The 24,585-nt window shown below is 73.5% G+C and carries 17 protein-coding genes and 1 riboswitch; of the genes, 14 read left to right on the forward strand and 3 right to left on the reverse strand.

Annotated features, from left to right (window positions below):
- Window positions 1–3: 3 nt before the first annotated feature.
- The 5 genes from ACGFYH_RS31110 to mfd all read left to right on the forward strand — a co-directional run bounded on the left by ACGFYH_RS31110 (window position 4) and on the right by mfd (window position 11,760).
- The gene (locus ACGFYH_RS31110) at window positions 4–2,814 is read left to right on the forward strand and encodes an SUKH-4 family immunity protein (RefSeq protein ID WP_393806520.1); all 2,811 of its coding nucleotides are present in this window, start codon (window positions 4–6) and stop codon (window positions 2,812–2,814) included.
- A gap of 177 nt (window positions 2,815–2,991) precedes the next feature.
- Window positions 2,992–3,882, forward strand: a complete 891-nt coding sequence (locus tag ACGFYH_RS31115) for a cellulose-binding protein (RefSeq protein ID WP_393806521.1) — start codon at window positions 2,992–2,994, stop codon at window positions 3,880–3,882.
- Window positions 3,883–4,625: 743 nt separating this feature from the next.
- Window positions 4,626–5,414 (forward strand): ABC transporter ATP-binding protein, encoded by a 789-nt coding sequence (locus ACGFYH_RS31120; RefSeq protein WP_393806522.1) that lies wholly within the window; start codon window positions 4,626–4,628, stop codon window positions 5,412–5,414.
- Window positions 5,411–7,975 (forward strand): ABC transporter permease, encoded by a 2,565-nt coding sequence (locus ACGFYH_RS31125; RefSeq protein ID WP_393806523.1) that lies wholly within the window; start codon window positions 5,411–5,413, stop codon window positions 7,973–7,975. Before ACGFYH_RS31120 ends, ACGFYH_RS31125 begins: the two co-directional genes overlap by 4 nt.
- 227 nt (window positions 7,976–8,202) lie before the next feature.
- Window positions 8,203–11,760, forward strand: a complete 3,558-nt coding sequence (mfd, locus tag ACGFYH_RS31130) for a transcription-repair coupling factor (RefSeq protein ID WP_393806524.1) — start codon at window positions 8,203–8,205, stop codon at window positions 11,758–11,760.
- Window positions 11,761–11,937: 177 nt separating this feature from the next.
- Here the strand turns inward: mfd and ACGFYH_RS31135 are convergent, their stop codons facing one another.
- Window positions 11,938–12,135, reverse strand: a complete 198-nt coding sequence (locus ACGFYH_RS31135) for an antitoxin (RefSeq protein ID WP_393806525.1) — start codon at window positions 12,133–12,135, stop codon at window positions 11,938–11,940.
- Window positions 12,136–12,279: 144 nt separating this feature from the next.
- Between ACGFYH_RS31135 and ACGFYH_RS31140 the strand changes: the two genes are divergently transcribed.
- The gene (locus ACGFYH_RS31140; protein ID WP_393806526.1) at window positions 12,280–13,050 is read left to right on the forward strand and encodes an HNH endonuclease family protein; all 771 of its coding nucleotides are present in this window, start codon (window positions 12,280–12,282) and stop codon (window positions 13,048–13,050) included.
- Between the two features lie 24 nt (window positions 13,051–13,074).
- Here the strand turns inward: ACGFYH_RS31140 and ACGFYH_RS31145 are convergent, their stop codons facing one another.
- Together ACGFYH_RS31145 and ACGFYH_RS31150 are read right to left on the reverse strand one after the other, a co-directional pair.
- Window positions 13,075–13,965 carry a hypothetical protein gene (locus tag ACGFYH_RS31145; RefSeq protein WP_393806527.1) on the reverse strand — a complete coding sequence of 297 codons (891 nt, stop codon included), beginning with the start codon at window positions 13,963–13,965 and terminating at the stop codon, window positions 13,075–13,077.
- 70 nt (window positions 13,966–14,035) lie between these two features.
- Window positions 14,036–14,518 carry a hypothetical protein gene (locus tag ACGFYH_RS31150; protein WP_393806528.1) on the reverse strand — a complete coding sequence of 161 codons (483 nt, stop codon included), beginning with the start codon at window positions 14,516–14,518 and terminating at the stop codon, window positions 14,036–14,038.
- Window positions 14,519–14,731: 213 nt separating this feature from the next.
- On the opposite strand from ACGFYH_RS31150, the gene ACGFYH_RS31155 reads away from it, so the two are divergent.
- The 8 genes from ACGFYH_RS31155 to rpfA all read left to right on the forward strand — a co-directional run bounded on the left by ACGFYH_RS31155 (window position 14,732) and on the right by rpfA (window position 24,452).
- On the forward strand, window positions 14,732–16,771 hold the full coding sequence (locus tag ACGFYH_RS31155; RefSeq protein WP_393806529.1) for an N-6 DNA methylase: 2,040 nt from the start codon (window positions 14,732–14,734) through the stop codon (window positions 16,769–16,771).
- Window positions 16,772–16,911: 140 nt separating this feature from the next.
- On the forward strand, window positions 16,912–17,517 hold the full coding sequence (locus tag ACGFYH_RS31160; protein WP_393806530.1) for a hypothetical protein: 606 nt from the start codon (window positions 16,912–16,914) through the stop codon (window positions 17,515–17,517).
- Window positions 17,518–17,555: 38 nt separating this feature from the next.
- Complete coding sequence (pkaE, locus tag ACGFYH_RS31165) at window positions 17,556–19,046, forward strand: serine/threonine protein kinase PkaE (protein WP_393806546.1); 1,491 nt, start codon at window positions 17,556–17,558, stop codon at window positions 19,044–19,046.
- 149 nt (window positions 19,047–19,195) lie between these two features.
- Window positions 19,196–19,840 (forward strand): SurA N-terminal domain-containing protein, encoded by a 645-nt coding sequence (locus tag ACGFYH_RS31170; protein ID WP_393806531.1) that lies wholly within the window; start codon window positions 19,196–19,198, stop codon window positions 19,838–19,840.
- Window positions 19,841–19,917: 77 nt separating this feature from the next.
- Complete coding sequence (locus ACGFYH_RS31175) at window positions 19,918–20,895, forward strand: nucleoside triphosphate pyrophosphohydrolase (RefSeq protein ID WP_393806532.1); 978 nt, start codon at window positions 19,918–19,920, stop codon at window positions 20,893–20,895.
- On the forward strand, window positions 20,892–22,199 hold the full coding sequence (locus tag ACGFYH_RS31180; protein WP_393806533.1) for a cytochrome P450: 1,308 nt from the start codon (window positions 20,892–20,894) through the stop codon (window positions 22,197–22,199). The genes ACGFYH_RS31175 and ACGFYH_RS31180 overlap by 4 nt, the downstream gene beginning before the upstream one ends.
- 143 nt (window positions 22,200–22,342) lie before the next feature.
- Window positions 22,343–23,371 (forward strand): transglycosylase family protein, encoded by a 1,029-nt coding sequence (locus ACGFYH_RS31185; RefSeq protein ID WP_393806534.1) that lies wholly within the window; start codon window positions 22,343–22,345, stop codon window positions 23,369–23,371.
- A gap of 182 nt (window positions 23,372–23,553) precedes the next feature.
- Window positions 23,554–23,720, forward strand: a riboswitch (cyclic di-AMP (ydaO/yuaA leader).
- Window positions 23,721–23,723: 3 nt separating this feature from the next.
- Window positions 23,724–24,452: a resuscitation-promoting factor protein RpfA gene (gene rpfA, locus ACGFYH_RS31190; RefSeq protein ID WP_393806535.1), complete on the forward strand. Its 729-nt coding sequence runs from the start codon at window positions 23,724–23,726 to the stop codon at window positions 24,450–24,452.
- Window positions 24,453–24,585 lie beyond the last annotated feature (133 nt).

Raw genomic sequence — 24,585 nt, forward strand, 5'->3', positions numbered from 1 at the left:
ACGATGGTGACGTTCGCGCAGGCGCAGGAGCGCGCGGAGGAGTGGGTCAACGGCGAGCTGCCGGCGTACCAGCACCGCGAGGTGCGGGTGCGGGAGTTCGGCCTCGGGTTCGTGGTGTGGGCCGAGGACCGTGCGGACGGCCCGCGTTCGGACGGGGGTGCGCAGCGGCTGGTGATCGCCCGGGACAGCGGCGAGGCGACGCTGTGGCCCTCGCTGCCGGTGGGCGAGGTGGTCCGCCGGTACGAGGAGGAGTACGGCCGTCCCGACGAGGCCGCGACACCGGCCCCGGCGCCCGCGGCGCGGGTGGACCTGAACCAGACGTCGTTCCTGCTGAGTCCGCCGGAGTGGTTGCAGGAGGCGGCCGACAGGATCGGCATTCCGGATCGCCGGCGCGGGGACCAGGGCGGCGGTGACACGGAGGGCACCGGCGGCGCCGGGACCGACATCGGTGCCGGTGCCGGTGCCGGTGCCGGTGGCGGGTCCGCGGCCGGTGGCGGGGCCGTGCTTCCGGAGACGCGGGCCGGGGCGCCGTCGGCTCCCGCGGCAGCCGCGGAGGCCCCGTCCGGGAGCGGTGCGGGGTGGCCGGCCGCGGCCGGCGCGGCGAACGCCGACGACTCCGGGGCGGGTTCCGGTGCGCCGAGTGCGCCCGCCGGGGCGACGCCCTGGGCGGGGACGGACACCAACGCGGACGCCGGTGAGGACCGTTCCGTACCGCTGCCCCACACCGTGTTCGCGCCGCCGTTGAGCGGTGCCGACGACGACACGCCGCCGCCCTCCGCGACGCCGGACGCCAAGACGGCGCTGATGTCGGGCGGCAGCGGGCTTCCGCCGACGGCGCTCTCGCCCGCGGTCGGCGACCCGAACGCGCCGGGCGCGCCCGCTGGGGCGGGTACGACGCCGCCCGCCCCGCCCGCAGCGCAGCCGCCCACCGGCCCCGGGACGCCCGCCGGGCCCGGGGCGCCTGCCGGTCCGGGGGCGCCTGCCGGTCCGGGGGCGCCTGCCGCGCCGCCCGGGCCGCTCGCGCCGAACGCCGGGGACATCGCCGACGCGGCGACCAGCAAGGCGGCGCCTCCGTCGCGCCGTGCCGGTGGCTCGTCCACGCCGCCCCCGCCGGGCGCCCCGGGCGTGCCGGGCGCGCGTCCGGTGAACGCGCCCGCGTCGTCGGGGACTCCCGCGCCGGGTGCGCAGGCGGGCGGCTACGTACCGACGCAGCTGGTGTCGTCGCTCGGCCCCGAGGGACCGGGAGGCCCGGGTACACCACCTCCGCCGAGCGCCCCGCCGCCCAACGCCCCGCAGCCTCCGGCCGGACCTGGCGCGCCGGGCACCCCGCCTCCGCCGGGTGCGCCGGGTGCGCCGGGCGCTCCGGGTGGGACGCCCCCGGGCGGGATGCATCACGCCGCCACGATGCTGGCCGACCCCGGCCGGACGGGCGGCGCCCCTCAGCCTCCTGGTCCTCCCGGTCCTCCCGGGCCTCCCGGCGCCCCGGCCGGTCCGGGTGCTCCTGGTGTTCCCGCCGCGCCTGCCGCTCCCGGTGGGCCCGGCGCCCCTTCCGGTCCGGGTGCGCCGCCGCCTCCCCCGGCCGCTCCCGGCGTCCCCGGGGCACACGGTCCCGTGGGCGGTGCGGGCGGTGCGGGCGGTGCCGTGCACCACGCGCAGACCGTGCTGGCCGCCCCCCCGGCGGGCGGTCCCGGCGGCATCGGCGCGCCTCCGCCGCCCCCCGGTGCCCCCGGCGTTCCCGGTGCCGCGCAGCCCATGCCGCCCGGTGCCGTGCCGCCGCACGGACAGCCCGTACCGCCCGGCCCGCCACCGGCGTACGGCTATCCGCCGCGGCCCGCCGGTCAGCCGACCGTCGGTCCCGGCTACCAGGCCGTGCTGCGCTACCGCGCGCAGGACGGTTCCGAGCAGCAGCTGATCCGGCGTTCCGCGCCGGGTACGCCGCACCCGGAGTGGCAGATGTTCCACGAGCTGCGCGCCATGAACGTGCCGCCGGACCAGGTGCTGGAGCTGCACACCGAGCTGGAGTCGTGCGAGCTGCCGGGCGCCTACTGCGCGCGGATGATCCGGGAGCAGTGGCCGCAGGCGCGGATCACCTCGATCGCGCCGTACGGCCTGGACCACGCGAGCCGGCAGCAGGGCATGCAGGAACTGCTGGCGCACCAGGGCGAGTTGCACCAGGTGGCCGACGGTCCGGCGCGTCCTGCGCCGGTGCGTGTTCCGCTGCCGCGGGTGCAGCCGGTTCCGCCGGTTCCGCCGGAGGCCGTCGGGCAGGAGCTGGCCGGGGCGTTCGGCCCGGGGGTCTTCCGGTTCGAGCAGGCCGCGGTGTCCCGGCAGGGCGTGCCGCCTGTGGTGGCGCACACGCTGGTGGCCGCGGGACTGCCGATGGACATGGGTCCGTTCTTCTGGGCGCAGGCCCAGCCGGGCCGCCCGGTGCCGACGCTGGCGGAGCTGGCCGCCGAGCGCGGTGTGCAGCCGGCCTCGGACGCGGGGTCGTACCTCGTCGTGGGCAGTGACTTCGGCCGGGCGATCTGTGTCCAGTACGGTACGGCGGCCATCGTGGCGGTGCCGGTGGAGGCGGGTCCGGGCGGCGCGACCGTGCCGCCGCAGTTCGTGAACACGGGGCTGCCGGAGTTCGCGCGCTGCCTGGCGCTGCTGGGCCGGATGTGGCGGCTCAGGTTCGGTCTGAACCAGGAGCAGGCGGGTCGCTGGACGGTGGACTTCCAGGCGCAGCTGGCCGCGCTGGACCCGGCGGCGCTGGGGTCGCCGGAGAGCTGGTGGTCGGTGCTGCTGGAGCAGATGTGGGACGGGCTGCTGTGAGGCGCTCGCGCCGCTGACGTACCCGACGGGCGGGGCCCGGTCGACTCACCGGTCGGCCGGGCCCCGCCCGTTTCCGTGCGGTGTGTCGGATTATGAGGGTTTACTTCCGATCCATAAAGTCGGGTAAGTCCATTTGATGCGGCAGGTTCACCACAGGGTGGTTCAGGGGTGATGAGCATGAGCGGTGCGTCGGCGTCTCCCCACGGGTTCGTGACCGTACGCGGGCGCGGGCGCGGCTACCGGCCCGAGCAGGTGGAGGCGTACGCCGAGGCCCTCTCCGAGGAGCGTGACGCGGCCTGGGAGCGGGCCGCCCGGCTCACCGTGCTGGCCAGGGAGATGGAGGAGGACCTGGAGGACCTGCGGGAGGTCGTCGCGCAGCTCACCGAGCAGGACTACGAGGAACTGGGGGAGCGCGCGCGGCACCTGTTCCAGCTCGGCAGGGAGGAGGCCGAGGCCGTACGCGAGCGGGCGCGCGGTGCCGCGGAGGAGCTGACGGAGGACGCGCGGGCGTACGCGGCCGGGCTGCTTGAGGCGGCCGGGGCGCACGCCGACGCCGTACGCGCCGAGGCCGACGAACGGGCCAGGCAGCGGCTGCTCGCGGCACGCGCGGAGGCCGACGAGGCGCGGATCGAAGCACGGCGCGAGGTGAAGGCGGGTCGCGGGGAGGCGCTGTCCGCGCTGCGCGAGACGCGTCGGCGCACCGCCGGGACGGTCGCCGAGCAGAGCCGGGAGCTCGCCGAACGGTGGGCCGCCGCCGAGCGGGCCGAGAACGAGCGCGCGCAGGCGTTGGACGCCCACCACGCGGAGCTGGTGGCGCGTGCCGAGCAAGGGGTGCGCGAGGCGGAACAGGAGCTGGCCGATGCCCGGGAGGCGGCCGGGCGGTGGCAGGAGGAGGCGCGGACCCGGGCGGCCGAGGTGGTCGCCGAGGCCCGGGCGCGGCAGGAGCGGATCGCCCGCGAGACGGAACGGGTGCTGCGCGAGCACGGGGAGCGGTGGGACGAGCTCCAGGCTCACATGGCCTCCGTGCGCAGCAATCTCAGTTCGCTGACGGGCCGGGCGGTGGAGTGACGCCCGACGGCCCGGCCGTGCCCGCGTCCGCGCCGCCGCTCGCCCTGGCGTACCGCCCTGGCGTACCGCCCCGGCGTGGGCTCGGGGCCTCCACCGCCTCGTAGGGCAGGCGCCGCTCCCGCGCCTCGTACCGGCCGGAGAGCAGCGTGCCCGGCCGGCCGCAGGCGAAGCCGAGGAGGGGCGAACAGGGGGGTGCGGGCGACAGGAGCCGTAGGGCCGGTGTGCCCCCGATGAGGGTGCTGAGCGGTCCGGTACGCCTGTGACGTGCTCCTCGGGCTCAAGCCGGGGCTTCCGGCGTTCTCGATCGCCCTGTGCCGGTGTGCGGCGGGGTCGGTCGGTGTGCGGCCGCCGGGGGTGCCCGCTCGACCCTGACGCCGCGGCAGGGTGGACGCCCGGTGCGTCCGAGGGTGGAGGGCGACCCCGAGGTCCGCTCCACCGGAGGGTGGACTGCCCCTAGGGGTACCTCCGTACTACGGCTCGGGGAGGGTTCGTACCGACGGAGGACGAGAAGGACCCGATGGCGTCCTTAATCTGGCTTTACGCCGCTGGGGGGCGGCGAACCGGACCCGCGGGGGTGGGGTTTCCCCCCGTAGAAGACTGCGCTGAACACCAGCGCGGTCGGCCCCCGGTTCCGGACAGACTCTTCGAGGCAGCAGCACGGCGGCACGGCATCCGCACGATGGCAACACCACGACGGTCGCGGCACCGGCGGCTCACTCGATGACCGACATAGGAGACTTGACATGACATCGGCCGTAGGTATTCCCACGCACGGGAGCACTGGAGGGCGTACGGCCGTTGCCGCGCGAGCGCGGCAGGTCGTGAAGGCCTACGGGTCGGGTGAGACCCGGGTGGTCGCCCTCGACCACGTGGACGTGGACATCGCCCGCGGCCGGTTCACCGCCATCATGGGCCCGTCGGGCTCCGGCAAGTCCACGCTGATGCACTGCCTGGCAGGCCTGGACACCGTCACCAGCGGGCAGATCCACCTCGACGAGACCGAGATCACCGGCCTGAAGGACAAGAGGCTCACGCAACTGCGCCGGGACCGGATCGGTTTCATCTTCCAGGCGTTCAACCTGCTCCCGACGCTCAACGCGCTCGAGAACATCACGCTGCCCATGGACATCGCCGGCCGCAAGTACGACCGCGCCTGGCTGGACCGGGTCGTGGAGACCGTGGGGCTCGCCGGCCGGCTCAGGCACCGGCCCACCCAGCTCTCCGGCGGCCAGCAGCAGCGGGTCGCGGTGGCGCGGGCCCTGGCCGCCCGCCCCGAGATCATCTTCGGTGACGAGCCGACCGGAAACCTCGACTCGCGCGCCGGTGCCGAAGTCCTCGGCTTCCTGCGCCGCTCCGTCACCGAGCTGGGCCAGACCATCGTGATGGTCACCCACGACCCGGTGGCCGCCAGCTACGCGGACCGGGTGCTGTACCTCGCCGACGGCCGGATCGTGGACGAGATGTACCAGCCCACCGCGGACGCCGTGCTCGACCGCATGAAGGACTTCGACGCCCGGGGGCGCACGTCATGACCGTGGTGAAGACCTCGATGCGCAACTTCTTCGCACACAAGGGCCGCATGGCGCTCTCGGCGGTGGCGGTGCTGCTGTCGGTGGCGTTCGTGTGCGGCACCCTGGTGTTCACCGACACGATGAACACCACCTTCGACAAGCTCTTCGCGGTCACCTCCTCGGACGTGACGGTCGCCCCGAAGGACGCCAAGGCCGAGGACACCCCGCAGAACGGGGTGCCCGAGTCGCTGCCCGCGTCCACGCTGGAGAAGATCCGTTCGGCCGAGGGCGTCGAGTCGGCCGAGGGCGCGGTCGTCTCGACGAACGTGACCGTCGTCGACGCCGACAACGACAACGTGGGGGCCACCAACGGCGCCCCGACCCTCGCCGGGAACTGGACCAGGAACGACCTGCGGTCCATGGAGATCACCTCGGGTCACGCGCCGCGCGGCCCGACCGAGACGATGGTCGACTCCGGCACCGCCGACAAGCACGACCTGAAGATCGGTGACGAGCTGCGCACCATCGCGCAGACCGGCGACTTCAAGGCGGAGATCGTCGGTATCGCCTCCTTCACCGTCACCAACCCGGGTGCCGCGGTCGTCTACTTCGACACCCCCACCGCGCAGCGTGAACTGCTCGGCGGCGCCGACCGGTTCAGCCAGTTCAACGTCACCGCCGCGTCCGGCGTCACCGACGCGCAGCTCAAGCGGAACGTCTCCGGAGCCCTGGGGGACACCTTCAAGGTCCAGACGGCCGAGGAGGCGTCCGACGAAGGCCGCGAGGACGTCGGCGAGTTCATGGACGTCATCAAGTACGCCATGCTCGGTTTCGCCGGGATCGCGTTCCTGGTCGGCATCTTCCTGATCATCAACACCTTCTCCATGCTGGTCGCCCAGCGCACCCGCGAGATAGGCCTGATGCGGGCCATCGGCTCCTCCCGCCGGCAGGTCAACCGCTCGGTGCTGGTCGAGGCGTTCCTCCTCGGCGTCGTCGGCTCGGCCCTCGGGGTCGCGGCCGGCGTCGGCATCGCCATCGGCCTGATGAAGCTGATGTCGGCGGCGGGCATGAACCTGTCCACCGACGACCTCACCATCAAGACGGCGACCCCCGTGACCGGGCTGCTCCTCGGCATCGTGGTCACCGTCCTGGCGGCCTATCTGCCGGCCCGCCGCGCCGGCAGGATCTCGCCGATGGCCGCCCTGCGCGACGCCGGCACACCGGCCGACGGCAGGGCCGGGCGCGTCCGCGGACTGATCGGCCTGGTGCTCACCGGCGCCGGTGCCGCCGCCCTGTTCACCGCCGCCTCCGCCGACAAGGCGAGCGACGGTTCACTGATGCTCGGCGCGGGCATCGTGCTCTCGCTCATCGGCTTCGTCGTCATCGGCCCGCTGCTGGCCGGCTTCGTGGTCCGGGCGATCAGCGCGGTGCTGCTGCGGGCCTTCGGCCCCGTGGGCCGGCTCGCCGAGCGCAACGCCCTGCGCAACCCGCGCCGCACCGGCGCCACGGGCGCCGCCCTGATGATCGGCCTCGCGCTGGTGGCCTGCCTGTCCGTCGTCGGCTCCTCCATGGTCGCCTCGGCCACCAGCGAGCTGGACAAGACGGTCGGCGCGGACTTCATCGTCCAGGGCAACCAGCGGATCGTGCCGCAGGCCGAGAAGGCCATGCAGGACACGCCCGGCCTGGAGCACGTCACCCGCTACAAGACGCTCGACGCCACGCTGACCTCGCCCGACGGCAAGACGGACGACGACGGTGTCACGGCGGCCGACCCGACCTACGCCGAGGACGTGCGCCGCGAGACCACGGAGGGCAAGCTCTCCGCCGCCTACGGCACGGACGCCATGTCGGTGGGCTCGGACTACGCCGAGAAGCACGGCGTGCACGTCGGCGACACCCTCTCCGTCGCCTTCAAGGGCGGCGAGACCGCGAAGCTCGAGGTCGCCGCGATCACGAGCGACGACGTGGCCATCGACCAGGGCGCCCGGTACATCAGCATCGAGACGATGCGGAAGTACCTGCCGGCCCGGAACGTCCCGCCCAACACCATCATGTTCGCCACGGCCGAGGACGGCCACGCCGACCAGGCGTACGCGGCGCTGAAGAAGTCGCTGGACGCGTACCCGCAGTACCAGGTGGCCGACCAGACCGACTACAAGCAGGAGCTGAAGGACCAGGTCGGCCAGTTGCTGAACATGGTCTACGGTCTGCTCGCCCTGGCGATCATCGTCGCCGTCCTCGGCGTGGTGAACACCCTGGCCCTGTCGGTGGTCGAGCGGACCCGCGAGATCGGCCTGATGCGGGCGATCGGCCTCTCCCGCCGCCAGCTGCGCCGCATGATCCGCATGGAGTCCGTCGTCATCGCCCTCTTCGGCGCCCTGCTGGGCCTCGGACTGGGCATGGGCTGGGGCGCCACCGCGCAGAAGCTGCTCGCACTGGAGGGCCTGAACGTCCTCGACATCCCCTGGCCGACGATCATCGGAGTCTTCGTCGGCTCGGCCTTCGTGGGCCTGTTCGCCGCCCTGGTCCCGGCCTTCCGGGCGGGCCGCATGAACGTCCTGAACGCCATCGCGACGGAGTAGCGCCCGACAGCCACCGCACACGGGGGTTGCGGGGGAGACCCGGCGCCGGAGGCCTCACCGCCCCCGGCGCCGGGTCCTTTTCGACGCGGCCCCGGAAGCCGCCACGCACCCGGCGCCGTCCACAGCCCCCGGCGCACCCGAGCGGACCGACGTACCCTGGAGACCCCCGGCCCTCACCGCGCCGGGTTATTCGTGTTGTCCCACCCCAGGACGGAAGCGCCCCCTCCATGAGCCTGCACGGTCTGCTCGACGCCGTCGTCAAGGACACCGCCCTCGCGGAAGCGATCTCCGCGGCCGCGGACGGCAACCGCATGCACGTCGACCTGGTCGGCCCGCCCGCGGCCCGCCCCTTCGCGATCGCCGCCCTGGCCCGCGAGACGGGCCGCCCCGTGCTGGCGGTGACGGCGACGGGACGCGAGGCGGAGGACCTGGCCGCGGCCCTGCGCTCCCTGCTGCCGTCCGAGGGCGTCGTGGAGTACCCCTCCTGGGAGACCCTCCCGCACGAGCGGCTCAGCCCGCGCAGCGACACCGTCGGCCGCCGCCTGGCCGTCCTGCGGCGCCTGGCCCACCCCCGCCCCGACGACCCGGAGACCGGCCCGGTCTCCGTCGTCGTCGCGCCCGTACGCTCCGTGCTCCAGCCGCAGGTCAAGGGCCTCGGCGACCTGGAGCCGGTGGCGCTGAACACCGGGCGGAGCGCCGACCTGGAGGAGGTCGTCCAGGCGCTGGCAGCGGCGGCGTACGCGCGCGTGGAGCTGGTGGAGAAGCGCGGCGAGTTCGCCGTGCGCGGCGGCATCCTGGACGTCTTCCCGCCGACGGAGGAGCACCCGCTCCGCGTCGAGTTCTGGGGCGACGACGTCGAGGAGATCCGCTACTTCAAGGTCGCCGACCAGCGTTCCCTGGAGGTCGCCGAGCACGGTCTGTGGGCCCCGCCCTGCCGCGAGCTGCTCCTCACCGACGACGTACGCGAGCGCGCCCGCGTCCTCGCCGAGGACCACCCCGAGCTGGGCGAACTGCTCGGCAGGATCGCCGAGGGCATCGCCGTCGAGGGCATGGAGTCCCTGGCCCCCGTCCTCGTCGACGAGATGGAACTGCTGCTCGACGTGCTGCCCGAGGACGCCATGGCCCTGGTCTGCGACCCCGAGCGGGTGCGCACGCGGGCCGCGGACCTGGTGGCGACCTCGCAGGAGTTCCTCCAGGCGTCCTGGGCCGCCACCGCCGCCGGCGGCGGCGAGGCGCCCATCGACGTGGACGCGGCGTCCCTGTGGTCCCTCGCGGACGTCCGCGAGCGGGCCCGCGAACTGGACATGATGTGGTGGTCCGTCTCGCCGTTCGCCGCCGACGGGGAACTGACGGAGACCTATGCCGCCGACGCGGCCGGGGACACCCTCAAGCTCGGCATGCACGCCCCCGACACCTACCGCGGCGACACCGCCAAGGCGCTGGCCGACACCAAGGGCTGGCTCGCCGACGGCTGGCGCGCGGTCTACGTCACCGAGGCCCACGGCCCCGCGGCCCGCACCGTCGAGGTCCTCGGCGGCGAGGGCATCGCGGCCCGCCTCGACAACGACCTCGGCACCCTCAGCCCCTCCGTCGTACACGTCTCCTGCGGCTCGATCGACCACGGCTTCGTCGACCAGGCCCTCAAGCTCGCCGTGCTCACCGAGACCGACCTGACCGGGCAGAAGGCCGCCGGCCGCGAGGGCGCCCGGATGCCCGCCCGGCGCCGCAAGACCATCGACCCGCTCACCCTGGAGACGGGCGACTACATCGTCCACGAGCAGCACGGTGTCGGCCGCTACATCGAGATGGTCCAGCGCACCGTGCAGGGCGCCACCCGCGAGTACCTGGTCGTGGAGTACGCCCCGGCCAAGCGCGGCCAGCCGGGCGACCGGCTCTACATCCCCACCGACCAGCTGGAGCAGATCACCAAGTACGTCGGCGGCGAGGCCCCCACCCTGCACCGCCTCGGCGGCGCCGACTGGACCAAGACCAAGGCCCGCGCCAAGAAGGCGGTCAAGGAGATCGCCGCCGACCTGATCAGGCTCTACAGCGCGCGGATGGCGGCGCCCGGGCACGCGTTCGGCGCGGACACGCCCTGGCAGCGCGAGCTGGAGGACGCCTTCCCCTACGTGGAGACGCCGGACCAGCTCACCACCATCGCCGAGGTCAAGGACGACATGGAGAAGACGGTCCCGATGGACCGCCTGATCTGCGGCGACGTCGGCTACGGCAAGACCGAGATCGCGGTGCGCGCCGCTTTCAAGGCCGTCCAGGACGGCAAGCAGGTCGCCGTACTCGTCCCCACCACCCTGCTGGTGCAGCAGCACTTCGGGACGTTCAGCGAGCGCTACGCCCAGTTCCCGGTGAGCGTGAAGGCGCTGTCCCGCTTCCAGACCGACACCGAGGCGAAGGCGACACTGGAGGGCCTGCGCGAGGGCTCGGTGGACGTCGTCATCGGCACCCACCGCCTGTTCTCCTCCGAGACCAGGTTCAAGGACCTGGGCCTGGTCGTCGTCGACGAGGAGCAGCGCTTCGGCGTCGAGCACAAGGAGCAGCTGAAGAAGCTGCGCGCCAACGTCGACGTGCTGACCATGTCCGCCACGCCCATCCCGCGCACCCTGGAGATGGCGGTCACGGGCATCCGCGAGATGTCCACGATCACCACCCCGCCGGAGGAGCGCCACCCGGTGCTGACCTTCGTCGGCCCCTACGAGCACAAGCAGATCGGCGCCGCGATCCGCCGCGAGCTGCTGCGCGAGGGCCAGGTCTTCTACATCCACAACCGCGTCGAGTCCATCGACCGCGCGGCGGCCAGGCTGCGCGAGATCGTCCCCGAGGCGCGCATCGCCACCGCCCACGGCCAGATGTCGGAGCAGGCCCTGGAGCAGGTCGTCGTCGACTTCTGGGAGAAGAAGTTCGACGTCCTCGTCTCGACCACGATCGTCGAGTCCGGCATCGACATCTCCAACGCCAACACCCTCATCGTCGAGCGCGGCGACAACTTCGGCCTCAGCCAGCTCCACCAGCTGCGCGGCCGCGTCGGCCGAGGACGGGAGCGCGGCTACGCGTACTTCCTGTACCCGCCGGAGAAGCCCCTGACGGAGACCGCGCACGAGCGGCTCGCCACCATCGCCCAGCACACCGAGATGGGCGCGGGCATGTACGTGGCGATGAAGGACCTGGAGATCCGCGGCGCGGGCAACCTCCTCGGCGGCGAGCAGTCCGGCCACATCGCGGGCGTCGGTTTCGACCTGTACGTGCGGATGGTGGGCGAGGCGGTCGCCGACTACCGGGCCTCCCTGGAGGGCGGTGTCGAGGAGGAGCCGCCGCTCGAGGTCAAGATCGAACTGCCGGTCGACGCGCACGTCCCGCACGACTACGCCCCCGGCGAGCGGCTGCGGCTCCAGGCGTACCGCTCCATCGCCTCCGCCGGCAGCGAGGAGGACGTCAAGGCCGTACGCGAGGAACTCGTCGACCGCTACGGCAAGTTGCCGGAGCCGGTGGAGAACCTGCTGCTGGTCGCGGGTCTGCGGATGCTCGCGCGGGCGTGCGCCGTCGGCGAGATCGTGCTCCAGGGCAACAACATCCGCTTCGCGCCCGTGGACTTGCGCGAGTCCCAGGAGCTGAGACTCAAGCGGCTCTACCCCGGCAGCGTCATCAAGGCGGGCGCGCACCAGGTCCTCGTACCGCGCCCGAAGACCGCGAAGGTGGGCGGCAAGCCGCTGGTCGGGCGCGAACTGCTCGGCTGGGTGGGCGAGTTCCTGACCTCGATCCCGGGGTCGTAGCACCTGCTGGTCCCGGGGGTGTCCCGCCCGCCGTCCTGGGGCCGCAGCGCCCGCTCCGGGCGACGGACCGTCCCATGCGGGAGCCGCGGGAGCCGCGGGAGCCGGGGAAGCCGTCGGTGGGGACGGTCCGGGGACCGTCCCCACCGACGGCTTCGACAGGTCCGGGTACGGGAGCGGCTACTGCTGTTCCGGCCGGTCACCGCCCTCGCGTCCGAAGCCGAGCTTGCCCTCGGCCTGCTGCTGCGCGGAGTCGACCTGCTTCTCGTGCTTGCCGCCGGTCCTCTGGTTGACCTGGCTCTCGGCGGCGTCGGACATCTTCCTTGACCTGTCCTTGTCCTTGCCTGCCATGCTCTTCATCTTGTCGAGGATGCCCATGCAGCACTCCTTCCGAGACGTGACTCACTGTCGACCGTACGGCAGTTATGTCCAGCATGCCCACTAAGGGTCATAAGGCACCCTATGGTCTGGACCTCTGCGTCGCTACGGTGGTACCCGCGAACGGCAAGGGGAGGGACACGCATGAGGCGGCACGGCAGGATCCGTACCGGGTGGGCCGCGGGCACGGCCCTCGCGCTGGCTCTGGTCACCGGCTGCGAGGGCCTTGGGGGCGACGGGTCATCGTCCCCGGGCGGCGGCGCCGAGGCCCCGGCCGCGGGGCACGCCGTCAGCCCGCTGAAGAACCCCGACGGAACCGAACCGGGCCTCGCCCCGGTCACCGGCGACGGCCCCGAGGCGAAGGCCCGCGCCCTCATCGACGGCCTGAGGACCAAGGGACGCGGCCCGAAGACGGGCTACGACCGGGACGAGTTCGGCTACGCGTGGATGGACACGGCGGACGGGGTGCCGCTGGCGAGGAACGGCTGTGACACGCGGAACGACCTGTTGAAACGCGACGGCCAGGGGGTGCGCTTCCGGTCCGGCTCCGACTGCGTGGTCATCGCGATGACGCTGGACGACCCGTACACGGGGACGAGCATCGAATGGCGCAAGCAGAAGGCGAGCGAGGTCCAGATCGACCACGTCGTGCCGCTGTCGTACAGCTGGCAGATGGGCTCCTCGCGGTGGGCGGAGAGCAAGCGCGAGCAACTGGCCAACGACCCGCTCAACCTGCTCCCCGTGGAGGGCAGGGCCAACTCCGCCAAGGGCGACTCCGGCCCTGCCTCCTGGCTGCCGCCCGACAAGTCGATCCGGTGCGCGTACGCCGTGCGGTTCGCGCAGGTCGCCGTCAAGTACGAGTTGGCGATCACGGCACCCGACAAGAGGACGTTGCTGACGCAGTGCGGTGGCTGACGGAACGGGCCGTCCGGGCCTCCGTCAGGTGCTCGTCCCGTCCAGGTCGAGGATGTCTCCGGCGGGCGCCTCGGCGGGCACCGGCTCGTCGTACCCGGTGAAGGAGGGGGCGCCCGCCTCCTGCTCGGCCCCGCTCTCGAAGCGCAGCAGGTACGGCTCGCCCTCGGTGGCCCCGTACAGCGTGTCGCGGTCCGGGCCGTCCTGCTCGTACGGGGTGATCGCGGGCGTGCCGTCCACGGTGGTGGCCCTGCCGCGGGTCACCTCCGACCGGGTGCCGCCGCCGGTGCCCCCGGCGTCGTCCAGCAGCTTGTCCAGGTCGCAGAATCCGGCCGTCTCCCTCGCGTCCGGCCCGCCGGCGGACCTGCTGGTCCACCGTCCGGCCGGCAGCGCCACGAGGGCCTCGGTGTCGGCCTGCGGCTCGCCCTCGCTCCGCGCCCGCAGGGACGGCTCGTCGTACCTCAGGCAGAGCGTGTCGCCGGTCCTGGTCACCTCGGCCCGGCCCTGGCCGTCCAGGCTCATCGTCCCGGCGCACTCGCCCCGCCGGTCCAGGGCGATGCCGATCTCAATGGTGCCGCCGCTCGCGTCGTCGGGGACGCCGCCGGTCCTGCGCAGCGAGCGTGCCCCGGTGGTGGCCTGGAGCGCCCGCTGGGATATCTCCGCGCCGGTCAGCCCGGCGAACGGTTCCTTCGCGGCCGACGATGCCGATGCCGACGCGGACGCGGACGCCGACGCGGGCGCGGGGGCGGACGCGGGGGCGGGCGCGGGGGCCGACGGTGACGCGGCTGCCGGTCCGGACGCCGGGTCGCCGGACGCGCCGGCTCCGTCCCCGTCGGACTGGCAGCCGGTCAGGCTCGCGGTGGCGGCCGCCGCGAGGAAGAGGGGGGTGAGTGCGGTGCGACGTGCGTGACGACGCATGGTGGGTCCCCCGGGGGTTCTCGGTGAACGGCGAACGGTGAACCGCGGGCGTCGGCGGCCGGGCCGGCGGTCAGAATTCGCCGTTGCCGAGGAGTTCGCCGTCGGCGTCGTAGACGGTGACGAGACCGTTCTCGCTGTCCTTCCAGTCGGCGAACGCGGAGGCGATGAGCTTGGCCGGGCCCGTGCCCTCGCCCATGAGGCCGCCGGTGAAGTCGGTGTAGACGTCGGCGGTGTCCAGGATGTCGTTCTGCTCGTCGGCGCCCTGCACCTTGGTGACGTGGGTGACGGCGTCCTTCTCCGGCACCGTCCCGTTCTTCCGCACGAACGCCTTGAACTGCTCGGCCCGGGACGCCTTCTCGACGGCCTTGTCCTCGGCGGACTTCGCGTCGGAGGCGCCGTCCGACTTCGCGCCGCCGGACTTCCCGCCCGAACTGGCGGAGGGGCGGCCGTCGCTCTTGCCGTCGCCGTCCCCGTCGCCCGAGTTCGCCGACACGGCGCCGATGACGACGACCCCCACCGCGGCACCGAGCGCGATCTTGGCCTTCATACCCATGACGTCAGTCCTCTCCCCAGAGACAGATCTGTTGGCCGTGAGCCGGAATCCCTCAGATCCCTGAGGGCGGCCCGTCGGCGGGTCAATGAGAACAGAGCCTGTGAATCGAGTCAACACGATTCACGGCAAGGTTGCGGTACACGGCGTGAATCGGGGGAAGCCGAAGTTCATCGGTAGGATCGGCATCACACACCAGGACGAGGGGGCCCGACGGTGCAGGACAACGGGACAGAGGTGACCGCCGCCGGTATCGCGCGGCTCGCCGGCGTCGGCCGGGCCGCCGTCAGCAACTGGCGCCGTCGGCACGGCGATTTCCCCAAACCGGTCGGCGGCACCGAGACCAGCCCGTCCTTCGCCCTCGCCGAGGTCGAGGCATGGCTGCGCGCCCAGGGCAAACTCGCCGAGGTCCCCCCGCGCGAACGCGTCTGGCAGCAGCTGGCCGGCCACCCCGAAGGACCGGTCGCCGCCCTGGTGCACGCAGGCTGCGTCCTCCTGCTCGTCCACGACCGCCCGACCCGCTGGCTGCGGGTGAGCGCCGGCTCCGACGAACGCCTCGCCGCCATGCTGCCCGCCGCCCTCGACGAGGTACTCGACGCCCGGTTCGGCACAGGCCCCGCACGCACCGTCCCCACCCCGGCCGGCCCCCGGCTGCTCCCCTCCGCACCACTCCTGCGCGGCACCGCCGAACTCGCCGCGGGACCGGGCGCCCGCAAGACGTACGAGTTCCTGCTCGGTCGGCACCTCGACGCCAACCCGCGGCAGTACACACTCACCCCGGGCCCGCTGGCCGACCTGATGGCCGAACTCGCCGGTCCCGCCCGCACGGTGCTCGACCCCGCCTGCGGCACCGGAACCCTGCTCCGCGCCGCCACCACCGCCACCCGGCCGGGACAGGAGCTGTACGGCCAGGACAGCGACCCCGCACTGGCCGCACTCACCGCACTGCGGCTCGCCCTGAGCACGGACGCCGCCGTGCGGGTCGCCGCCGGTGACAGCCTGCGCGCGGACGCCCGGACCGGCCTGCGCGCCGACGCCGCGCTGTGCCACCCGCCGTTCAACGAGCGCAACTGGGGCCACGACGAACTCGCCTACGACCCTCGCTGGGAGTACGGCTTCCCGGCCCGCACCGAGTCCGAACTGGCCTGGGTGCAGCACGCCCTGGCCCGCGTCAGGGACGGCGGCACCGTCGTCGTCCTGATGCCGCCCGCCGCGGCCTCCCGCCGCTCCGGCCGCCGTGTCCGCGCCGACCTGCTGCGCCGGGGCGCGCTGCGCGCCGTGATCGCCCTGCCGGTGGGCGCGGCACCCCCGTACAACCTCCCCCTGCACCTGTGGGTCCTGCGCCGGCCGGAGAAGGCGCCCGCGCAGCCCGAGGTGCTGCTCGTCGACGCGGGTCAGTTCGCCGGGGAGGGGCGCGGCGGGCCGGACTGGCGGTCCGTGCGGGACGCCGTGCTCGACGCCTGGACCGGCTTCGACCGCACCGGCCGCTTCGACGACCGGCCGGGTCTGGCCCGCTCCCTGCCCGTCATCGAACTCCTCGACGACGACGTGGACCTGGCCCCCGCCCGCCACCTGCCGCCCCCCACCGCCACCGGCGGCGCCGGACGGCTCACGGACGTGCGCGAGCGCCTCGGCGAGACCCTGCGCCTGACCGCGGACCTCACCCCCGCGCCCCCCGGCACCGGACGCCCCGCGCCCCGCCGGCCGCTCACCACCGTCGGCGAACTCGCCCGCGGCGGCGCCCTCGTGCTGCGCACCGGCACCCACGGCGGCCACGCGCGCGTGCCGCTCCTCACCGACCACGACGTACTCGCCGGCACCGGCCCCTCGGGCACTCTCCCCGAGAGCGACGAGGAACCCGTGCTGACCGAACCGGGCGACGTCGTCGTGCCCGTCCTCGGCGGCGGCTCCGTCGCGCGCGTCATCGACGACGCGACCGCCGGCGCCGCCCTCGGCCGCAACCTCGTCCTGCTGCGCCCCGACCCCACCGCCCTCGACCCCTGGTTCCTCGCCGGGTTCCTGCGCGGCACCGCCAACCACCGGCAGGCCAGCAGCTACGCCTCCACCGCCACCCGCCTCGACGTGCGGCGCCTGCGGCTCCCCAGGCTCCCCCTCGACGCCCAGCGGAGCTACGGCGAGCGCTTCCGCGCCCTCGACGAGTTCGAGCGCGCGCTGAGGCGCGCGGGCCGCCTGGGGGAGCAGCTGGTGCGGGGCATGTACGACGGGCTCACGGACGGCACGGTGACACCCGGCTGAGCGGCCCGCGCAGAGCCCGGTGACCAGGACGACAACGGTTCGGTACAACCCGGGGCCGCTTGTCCGTATCGGCCTATACGCTCGTCTCCGCACCGGTCGACCGGTACGCGTCCGTCCCCATCAGGTCCTCAGGAGAAGTCATGCACGGCCACGGCTACGCGCCGCCACCGCCGCCGGGACGCCCCAGGACCGCGGTGCTGGTCCTGCTGCGCGTCTTCTTCGTGGCCCTGCCCCTGCTGAGCATCGGGTTCCTCGCCTGGATACCGACCCTGTACGTGGCCGTCGTGACCCGCAAGCCGCGCGAATGGTGGGCCTTCGGGGCGTCGGCCGCCCTCCTGGTGGTCAGTTTCGGCTTCCTGGTCACCGACCACACCGACGACTTCAGCACCCCGGCCGGCACCACGGGCATGATCATCCTGTTGGTCAACGCCTGTGCCTGCGCCGGTTACTTCCTGTACGCGGACATCCGGCACCACCAGGGGCGATCCCCCGCCGGCCACCCGGGCCCGGTGCCGTTCCCGCCCCCGACGGCCGGTTACGGGCACCCGCGCCCCCCTTACCCCTGCACGCCCGCACCCGCGCAGCCGCCCGTCCCGCCCTACCAGGCCCCAGGCCCGCAGTCGCCCGCCCCGCCGCCTCCGCGGACCCCGCAGCCCGCCCGCATCGACCAGGTCCGCGCCGAACTCGACGAGCTCAGCGACTACCTGCGCAAGCACGACGGCGGCGACCAGCAGGGCGGCCGGTGAACGTGGCGACGGGACGCGTCGTCGCCGGCCGCTACGAGCTGTCCACGCTCATCGGCCAGGGCGGCATGGGACAGGTCTGGACGGCCTACGACGGGCGGCTCGACCGGCGCGTGGCGGTGAAGCTGCTGCGCCCCGACAGGGTGGCCGGACAGGAGTCCGACGAACTGCGCCGCCGGTTCGTGCGCGAGTGCCGGATCACCGCACAGGTCGACCACCCCGGCCTGGTCACGGTGCACGACGCGGGCAGCGAGGGCGAGGAGCTGTTCCTCGTCATGCAGTACGTCGACGGCGCCGACCTCTCCGACCACCTCGCCGAGCACGAGCCGTACCCGTGGCAGTGGGCCGTCGCCGTCGCCGCCCAGCTGTGCGCCGTACTGAGCGCCGTGCACGCCGTGCCGATCGTCCACCGCGACCTCAAGCCGCGCAACGTGATGGTCAAGCAGGACGGCACCGTCACCGTCCTCGACCTCGGCGTCGCCTCCGTCATGGACGCCGACACCACCCGTCTCACCCACACCGGCACCCCCATCGGCTCGCCCGCCTACATGGCGCCCGAGCAGGCCATGGGCGGCGCCGTCGGCCCCTACACCGACCTGTACGCGCTCGGCGTACTGCTGCACGAACTGCTCAGCGGCGACGTGCCGTTCGCGGGCTCCACGGCGCTCGGCGTGCTGCACCGGCACCTGTACGAGCCGCCGCTGCCCGTGCGCCGCGTCCGCCCGGAGGTCCCCGAGGCGCTCGAAGCCCTCGTCCTGCGCCTGCTGGCCAAGGACCCGCAGCACCGCCCCGCCTCCGCCCAGGAGGTGTACGAGCACCTGGCGCTGCTGCTGCCCGCCCGCGGCATGCCCACCGGCGGCCCCCTCGATCCCACCCGCCCCTTCGTACGCCCGCACGCCCCCTGGCCCGACCGCGCCCTCACCCCCGCGCCGCAGCCCGCCCCGGCCCAGCCCGTCGCCGAGACCGGAAGACCCGACGTCGCCCGCGCCGTCGACGACGTCAAGCGCCTCCTCGGCGAGGGACGCATCACCCAGGCCGTCGACATCCTCGGCGCGATCCTGCCCGCCGCCGCCGAACAGCACGGCGAGCGTTCCCCGGTCGTGCGCACCCTGCGCAAGCAGTACGCCGCCACCCTCCTGGACGACGGCCAGTACCGGCGGGCCCTGCCCGAGCTGCGCCGCCTCGCCGACGAACGCGCCGCCGAGGCAGGCCAGGCCGACCCGCAGTCCCTGCGCCACCGCTACGACGCCGCCCAGTGCCTGGAACAGCTCGGCGAACCGGCCGCCGCCCTCACCGAGTACCGGGCGCTGCTGCCGTACTACGAGAACCAGTACGTCGCGGGCGACCCCGACCTCGCCCACGACGTCCGCCGCCGCATCGGCCACCTCCTCCTCGCCCTCGGCGACCGCGCCGCCGCCCACGAGACGCTGGCCCGGCTGCTGCACGACGTGGAGCGCCTCCACGGCCCCGGCCATCCGCTCGCCGCCGACATCCGGCGCACCCTCCAGTGGCTCGGCCAGGTGCGCGGCTGACGGCCGCCGCGCTTCGCGGGACGGCGAGGCGGTGCCCGAAGTCCTGATGAATCGTTGGTCCAATGGGTTGGCCAGAGCCGGGCCACTGCCTAACATCGATCACCGCAAGACCTTGTGCACCGCCGCACAATCTCCACCGGGAGGTTCCCTTGCACCGCCGCCGTCGCCCCGCGCTCCTGCTCACCGCCGCGATCGCCGCCGCGGCCCCTCTGCTCGCCGCCTGCGGCAACGACGCGCATCCGGGCGCGGCGGCCGTCGTCGGCGACCAGCGGATCACCGTCGCCCAGCTGGAGAACCGCGTCGACGAGGTTCGCGAGGCACAGCGCGCCGCCGTCCCGGACGAGACCCAGTACCAGCAGGTCGTCGCCAAGACCGGCACCCTCACCCGCGACACCCTGCACGGCATGGTCCTCGACCAGGTCCTGCACCGCGCCGCCCAGGACGCCGGTGTGAGCGTCACCCGCAGGGAAGTGCAGGGGATGCGCGGCGGACTGGAGGAGCAGGCGGGCGGCCCCGCACAGCTGGAGACGGTCTGGCTCCAGCAGTACGGCGTTCCCCCCGAGCGCCTCGACGCGAACCTCCGCCTCCAGCTGGAGGCCCAGAAGCTCGCCCAGAGCCTCGGCACCGGCACCAGCCGGCCCGAGTTCTGGCAGGCCCTGTCCGAGGCGTCCAAGAAGCTCGACGTCGACCTCAACCCGCGCTACGGCGCCTGGGACGTCCAGAAGAGCAGCCGGGTCGACACCCGCACGCCGTGGGTGCGGGAGATCACGGCGGGGACCCCCCAGCCGGCATGACGCTCCTGCGTACGGGCCCGCCCGGCCCCCTGTGGACAACTCGGGGGGCCGTCGGCGGCGTGCGTTAGGTTCGGAGAGTGAACGCCACCACCGCCGACGCGACCGCCCCCGACCCGGGCCGCATCGTCCTGCTGACCACCAGCCACCGGGTCGCCCCCGGCCTGCTGTCCTGGCCCGCCTGGCAGGCCCTGCGCACCGCCGACCGCGTCCTGTGCGCCGACGGAGCCCACCCGCAGCTGCCGTACCTGCGCGAGGCGGGCATACGGGTCGACGAGGCGGCCCCGGCCGCCGAGGAACTGCTGGCCGCCTGCGCAGGCGGCCGCACGGCGGTCGTCGTCGCGACCGGCGAGGGCGAGCCCGCGCTCACCGACGGACTGGCCCGCCTCGCCGGTTCCGGCCGCGTCCACATGCCCGACCTCGAGCTGCTCCCCGCCTCCTACGACCTGCCGGGCGCCCGCCTCCTCGACCTCGTCCAGGTCATGGACCGCATCCGCCTCGAATGCCCGTGGTCGTCCCGGCGCACCCACGAGGGCCTGGCCAAGTACGCCATCGAGGAGGCGTACGAACTCGTCGAGGCGATCGAGGACGGCGACCGTGACGAACTGCGGGAGGAGCTGGGCGACGTGCTCCTCCAGGTCGTCTTCCACGCCCGCATCGCGGAGGAGGACGCCGACGCCCCGTTCTCGGTCGACGACGTGGCCGGCACCATCGTCGCCAAGCTGATCCACCGCCACCCCCACGTCTTCGGCGACGCGACGGCCGACACCCCCGAAGAGGTCCGCGCGCACTGGCTGCGCACCAAGGCCGACGAGAAGCAGCGCACCTCGGTCACCGAGGGCGTCCCCCTCGGCCAGCCCGGTCTCGCCCTCGCCGCCAAGCTCGCCTCCCGGGTCCGCACCGCGGGCCTCCGGGTGCCGATGCCCTCCGGCGAGGGCATCGGCTACGAACTGCTCGCTCTCGCCGCCCGCGCCGAGGCGGAGGGCACCGACCCCGAGGCCGCCCTGAGAGCGGCGGCCCGGGCGTACCGGGACGCGATCAGGGCGGTCGAGGGATGACCGGGGGCCCGCCCGTCCCCGGCCCCGTTCCCGAGCTGTTCACCCGGGAGTTCGCGAGCGACCCCTACCCGGCCTACGCCTGGCTGCGTGAGCACGCCCCCGTGCACCGCACCCGGCTGCCCAGCGGCGTGGAGGCCTGGCTGGTCACCCGGTACGCCGACGCGAAGCAGGCCCTCGCCGACCCCCGGCTGTCCAAGAACCCGGCGCACCACGACGAGCCCGCGCACGCCAAGGGCAAGACCGGCATTCCGGGGGAGCGGAAGGCCGAGCTGATGACCCATCTGCTGAACATCGACCCGCCCGACCACACCAGGCTGCGCCGACTGGTCAGCAAGGCGTTCACGCCCCGCCGGGTGGCCGAGTTCGCACCCAGGGTGCAGGAGCTGGCCGACGACCTCATCGGCCGGTTCGCGGGCACCGGCTCCGCCGACCTCATCCACGAGTTCGCCTTCCCGCTGCCCATCTACGCCATCTGCGACCTGCTCGGTGTCCCCCGCGAGGACCAGGACGACTTCCGGGACTGGGCGGGCATGATGATCCGTCACGGGGGCGGTCCGCGGGGCGGGGTCGCGCGGTCGGTGAAGAAGATGCGCGGCTACCTCGCCGACCTCATCCACCGCAAGCGCGCCGCGCTGCCGCCCGAGCCCGGACCCGGCGAGGACCTCATCTCCGGCCTGATCCGCGCCTCCGACCACGGCGAGCACCTCACCGAGAACGAGGCCGCCGCGATGGCCTTCATCCTGCTCTTCGCGGGCTTCGAGACCACGGTCAACCTCATCGGCAACGGCACCTACGCCCTGCTCACCCACCCCGTCCAGCGGGAGCGGCTGCAGACGTCCCTGGCCGCGGGCGAGCGCGGCCTGCTGGCGAGCGGTGTCGAGGAACTCCTGCGCTACGACGGACCGGTGGAGCTGGCCACCTGGCGTTTCGCCACCCGGCCGCTGACCCTCGGCGGGCAGGACGTCGCGGCCGGCGATCCCGTCCTCGTCGTCCTCGCCGCGGCCGACCGGGACCCGGAGCGGTTCACGGACCCGGACACCCTCGACCTCGCCCGCCGCGACAGCCAGCACCTCGGATACGGGCACGGCATCCACTACTGCCTCGGCGCCCCGCTCGCCCGGCTGGAGGGCCGGACGGCGCTGGCCACGCTCCTCACCCGCCTGCCGGACCTCCGCCTCGCCGCGGACCCGGCCGAACTGCGGTGGCGCGGCGGGCTCATCATGCGAGGCCTGCGCACCCTGCCCGTCTCCTTCACACCGTTCGCGTCGTCCGCCGACAACGTTGCGTCGCCGACGCGAAAGTGACACACGCTCAACTCTGTGATCTTCACGTGATCTGCGCGGCATGAACTTGTGACAAGCGATGATCTGCCTATACGTTCACGGATCAGCGTGGTGCCGAGCGTCATCGGCCGCGCTGCCCCCGTCGTCTCGTGAAAGGTCGTCGCATGCTCTCCGGGAACGGTCGTCACCGCCGCCCCCGCCAGGCTCCCGCCCTGGTCGTCGCCGCCGGAGTGACCGGCTCCGCCATCGCGATCCCGCTGCTCGGCGCCACCGGCGCCCACGCGGCCGGCTCCGCGAACTGGGATCAGGTCGCCGAATGCGAGACCGGCGGCGCCTGGAGCCAGAACAGCGGCAACGGGTACTACGGCGGCCTGCAGCTGTCCCAGGAGGCGTGGGAGCGGTACGGCGGCCTCCAGTACGCCCCCAGTGCCGACCAGGCCAGCCGCTCGCAGCAGATAGGGATCGCCGAGAAGATACAGGCGGACCAGGGCATAGCCGCCTGGCCGACCTGCGGTCTGCTCGCGGGCCTGGGCAACGGCCCGGGGGTCGCGGACAGCGGCTCGGACGCGGCCGGTGACGGTGCGTCGGAGGGCTCGGGCACCTCGGGGAAGACGGACGCCGTCAAGCCGTCCGGAACGCCCTCGGCCACCGAAACGCCCGAGTCGTCCCAGTCGTCCGAGTCGACCGGCTCGTCCCGCTCGTCGGACTCGTCCGCCTCCACCGGGACGTCGGACCCGAACTCCGAAGTGTCCTCTTCCTCGCCTTCGCCCTCTTCTTCGGCGTCATCTGACACCGCCTCCGATGTCACGTCCGGTGACACGGGCCAATCCGTCGAGCCGGACACGTCCGCGGAATCCGGCTCCGCCGCCGGCGCCGGACCGCAGGGCGCCGAGGCCTCGTCCGGCTCGGGCCGGCACCGCGGCGACGGCGCGGGCGAGGGCACGGTGAAGAGGGGGCTCACGGACAGCACGTCGGGGCGGCACGCCTCGCGCGACGCGGAGTCGGGGGAGACCGGGGACGGCTCGTACATCGTGCGCGCCGGCGACAGTCTCTGGGCCATCGCCGACTCCTTCGGTGTCGACGGCGGATGGCGTGCGCTCTACGTCGGCAACGAGAAGGTCGTCGGTGCCGACCCGGACCGCATCCTGCCCGGTCAGACGCTCACGGTTGCGGGCGAATCGGGCGAAAAGTAGGGGGAGTTCGCGTCACGGTTAGAGATCGTATGTCCCTTTTGGATCTCGTGAGAGATAGGTCTCAGAAGCCGTGATCGTCTTTGAAAATCCGCGGAGCGCGTGTCTACGGTCGAGACGCTCGCCATCGCGGGCCCCGACAGCCGCAACGCCGAATCCTGCCAGCGGCCGTACGGGAACAGTCGTCGCGTCAAGCGCCGAAGGCAGGAGCGGGGGACCCAAGGTAAGCGCCGCACCGGGCAGTTGAGCCGGAGCGGCTAGGGGTGGAGCCGAGTTCCGTGAGGAACCCGGCCGGGCAACTCAACCGGCCCGAACCCGACAGCTCACCTCGCAGGCGTCGGTGAGGGGATCAACCATGCTGTTTTCCGGCAAGGGCAAGCACCGTCGCCCGTCCAAGGCCACCCGTGTCATCGCCGTCGCCGGCGTCACCGGTGCCGCCGTCGCCGCCCCGCTGATGGCGGCCGGCAACGCCTCCGCCGCCACCGCGTCCGAGTGGGACGCCGTCGCCCAGTGCGAGTCCGGCGGCAACTGGTCCATCAACACCGGCAACGGTTACTACGGCGGTCTGCAGTTCTCCGCCTCCACCTGGGCCGCCTACGGCGGTACGCAGTTCGCCTCCACCGCCAACCAGGCGAGCAAGGCGCAGCAGATCCAGATCGCCGAGAAGGTTCTCGCGGGCCAGGGCAAGGGTGCCTGGCCGGTCTGCGGCACCGGCCTGTCGGGCGCCGCGTACACCGGTGGCGGCTCCGAGAGCCAGAGCAGCGGTTCCGGCAGCTCGGAGAGCTCGCAGAGCCAGAGCAGCGGCTCCACCGCCGAGCGCTCCACCGAGCAGAAGGCCTCCCGCTCCGCCGAGCGTCCGGCCGCGGAGCAGAAGACCGGGAAGAAGAAGACCGTCACCACCCCGACCGGCAAGAAGGTCGAGAAGGGTGACGGCGAGTACAAGGTCGTCAAGGGAGACACCCTCAGCTCGATCGCCGAGGAGCACGACGTCAAGGGCGGCTGGGCGAAGCTGTTCAAGCTGAACGACGACATCGTCGACGACGCCGACCTGATCTACCCGGGCCAGCAGCTGCACCTCAAGTAAGCGGCGGCCCCCCGCCACTCCCGCCCCGGTGCGTGTTCCCCCGTACGCACCGGGGCGGGATTTTTGCGCCCGGCCCGTGTCGCGTTTCCGTCCTCCGGTTCCGTACCGGTTTCCGGAAACGTCTTTGTTCCGT

The organism is Streptomyces sp. NPDC048392 (assembly GCF_043200575.1).
Lineage (GTDB): Bacteria > Actinomycetota > Actinomycetes > Streptomycetales > Streptomycetaceae > Streptomyces.

What these genes read in the sequence shown, in the direction of transcription:
- ACGFYH_RS31110 (WP_393806520.1), top strand. Translation starts at nt 4, where the DNA reads ATGGTGACGTTCGCGCAGGCGCAGGAGCGCGCGGAGGAGTGGGTCAAC.
- ACGFYH_RS31115 (WP_393806521.1), top strand. Translation starts at nt 2,992, where the DNA reads ATGAGCGGTGCGTCGGCGTCTCCCCACGGGTTCGTGACCGTACGCGGG.
- ACGFYH_RS31120 (WP_393806522.1), top strand. Translation starts at nt 4,626, where the DNA reads ATGACATCGGCCGTAGGTATTCCCACGCACGGGAGCACTGGAGGGCGT.
- ACGFYH_RS31125 (WP_393806523.1), top strand. Translation starts at nt 5,411, where the DNA reads ATGACCGTGGTGAAGACCTCGATGCGCAACTTCTTCGCACACAAGGGC.
- mfd (WP_393806524.1), top strand. Translation starts at nt 8,203, where the DNA reads ATGAGCCTGCACGGTCTGCTCGACGCCGTCGTCAAGGACACCGCCCTC.
- ACGFYH_RS31135 (WP_393806525.1), bottom strand. Translation starts at nt 12,135, where the DNA reads ATGGGCATCCTCGACAAGATGAAGAGCATGGCAGGCAAGGACAAGGAC.
- ACGFYH_RS31140 (WP_393806526.1), top strand. Translation starts at nt 12,280, where the DNA reads ATGAGGCGGCACGGCAGGATCCGTACCGGGTGGGCCGCGGGCACGGCC.
- ACGFYH_RS31145 (WP_393806527.1), bottom strand. Translation starts at nt 13,965, where the DNA reads ATGCGTCGTCACGCACGTCGCACCGCACTCACCCCCCTCTTCCTCGCG.
- ACGFYH_RS31150 (WP_393806528.1), bottom strand. Translation starts at nt 14,518, where the DNA reads ATGGGTATGAAGGCCAAGATCGCGCTCGGTGCCGCGGTGGGGGTCGTC.
- ACGFYH_RS31160 (WP_393806530.1), top strand. Translation starts at nt 16,912, where the DNA reads ATGCACGGCCACGGCTACGCGCCGCCACCGCCGCCGGGACGCCCCAGG.
- ACGFYH_RS31180 (WP_393806533.1), top strand. Translation starts at nt 20,892, where the DNA reads ATGACCGGGGGCCCGCCCGTCCCCGGCCCCGTTCCCGAGCTGTTCACC.
- ACGFYH_RS31185 (WP_393806534.1), top strand. Translation starts at nt 22,343, where the DNA reads ATGCTCTCCGGGAACGGTCGTCACCGCCGCCCCCGCCAGGCTCCCGCC.
- rpfA (WP_393806535.1), top strand. Translation starts at nt 23,724, where the DNA reads ATGCTGTTTTCCGGCAAGGGCAAGCACCGTCGCCCGTCCAAGGCCACC.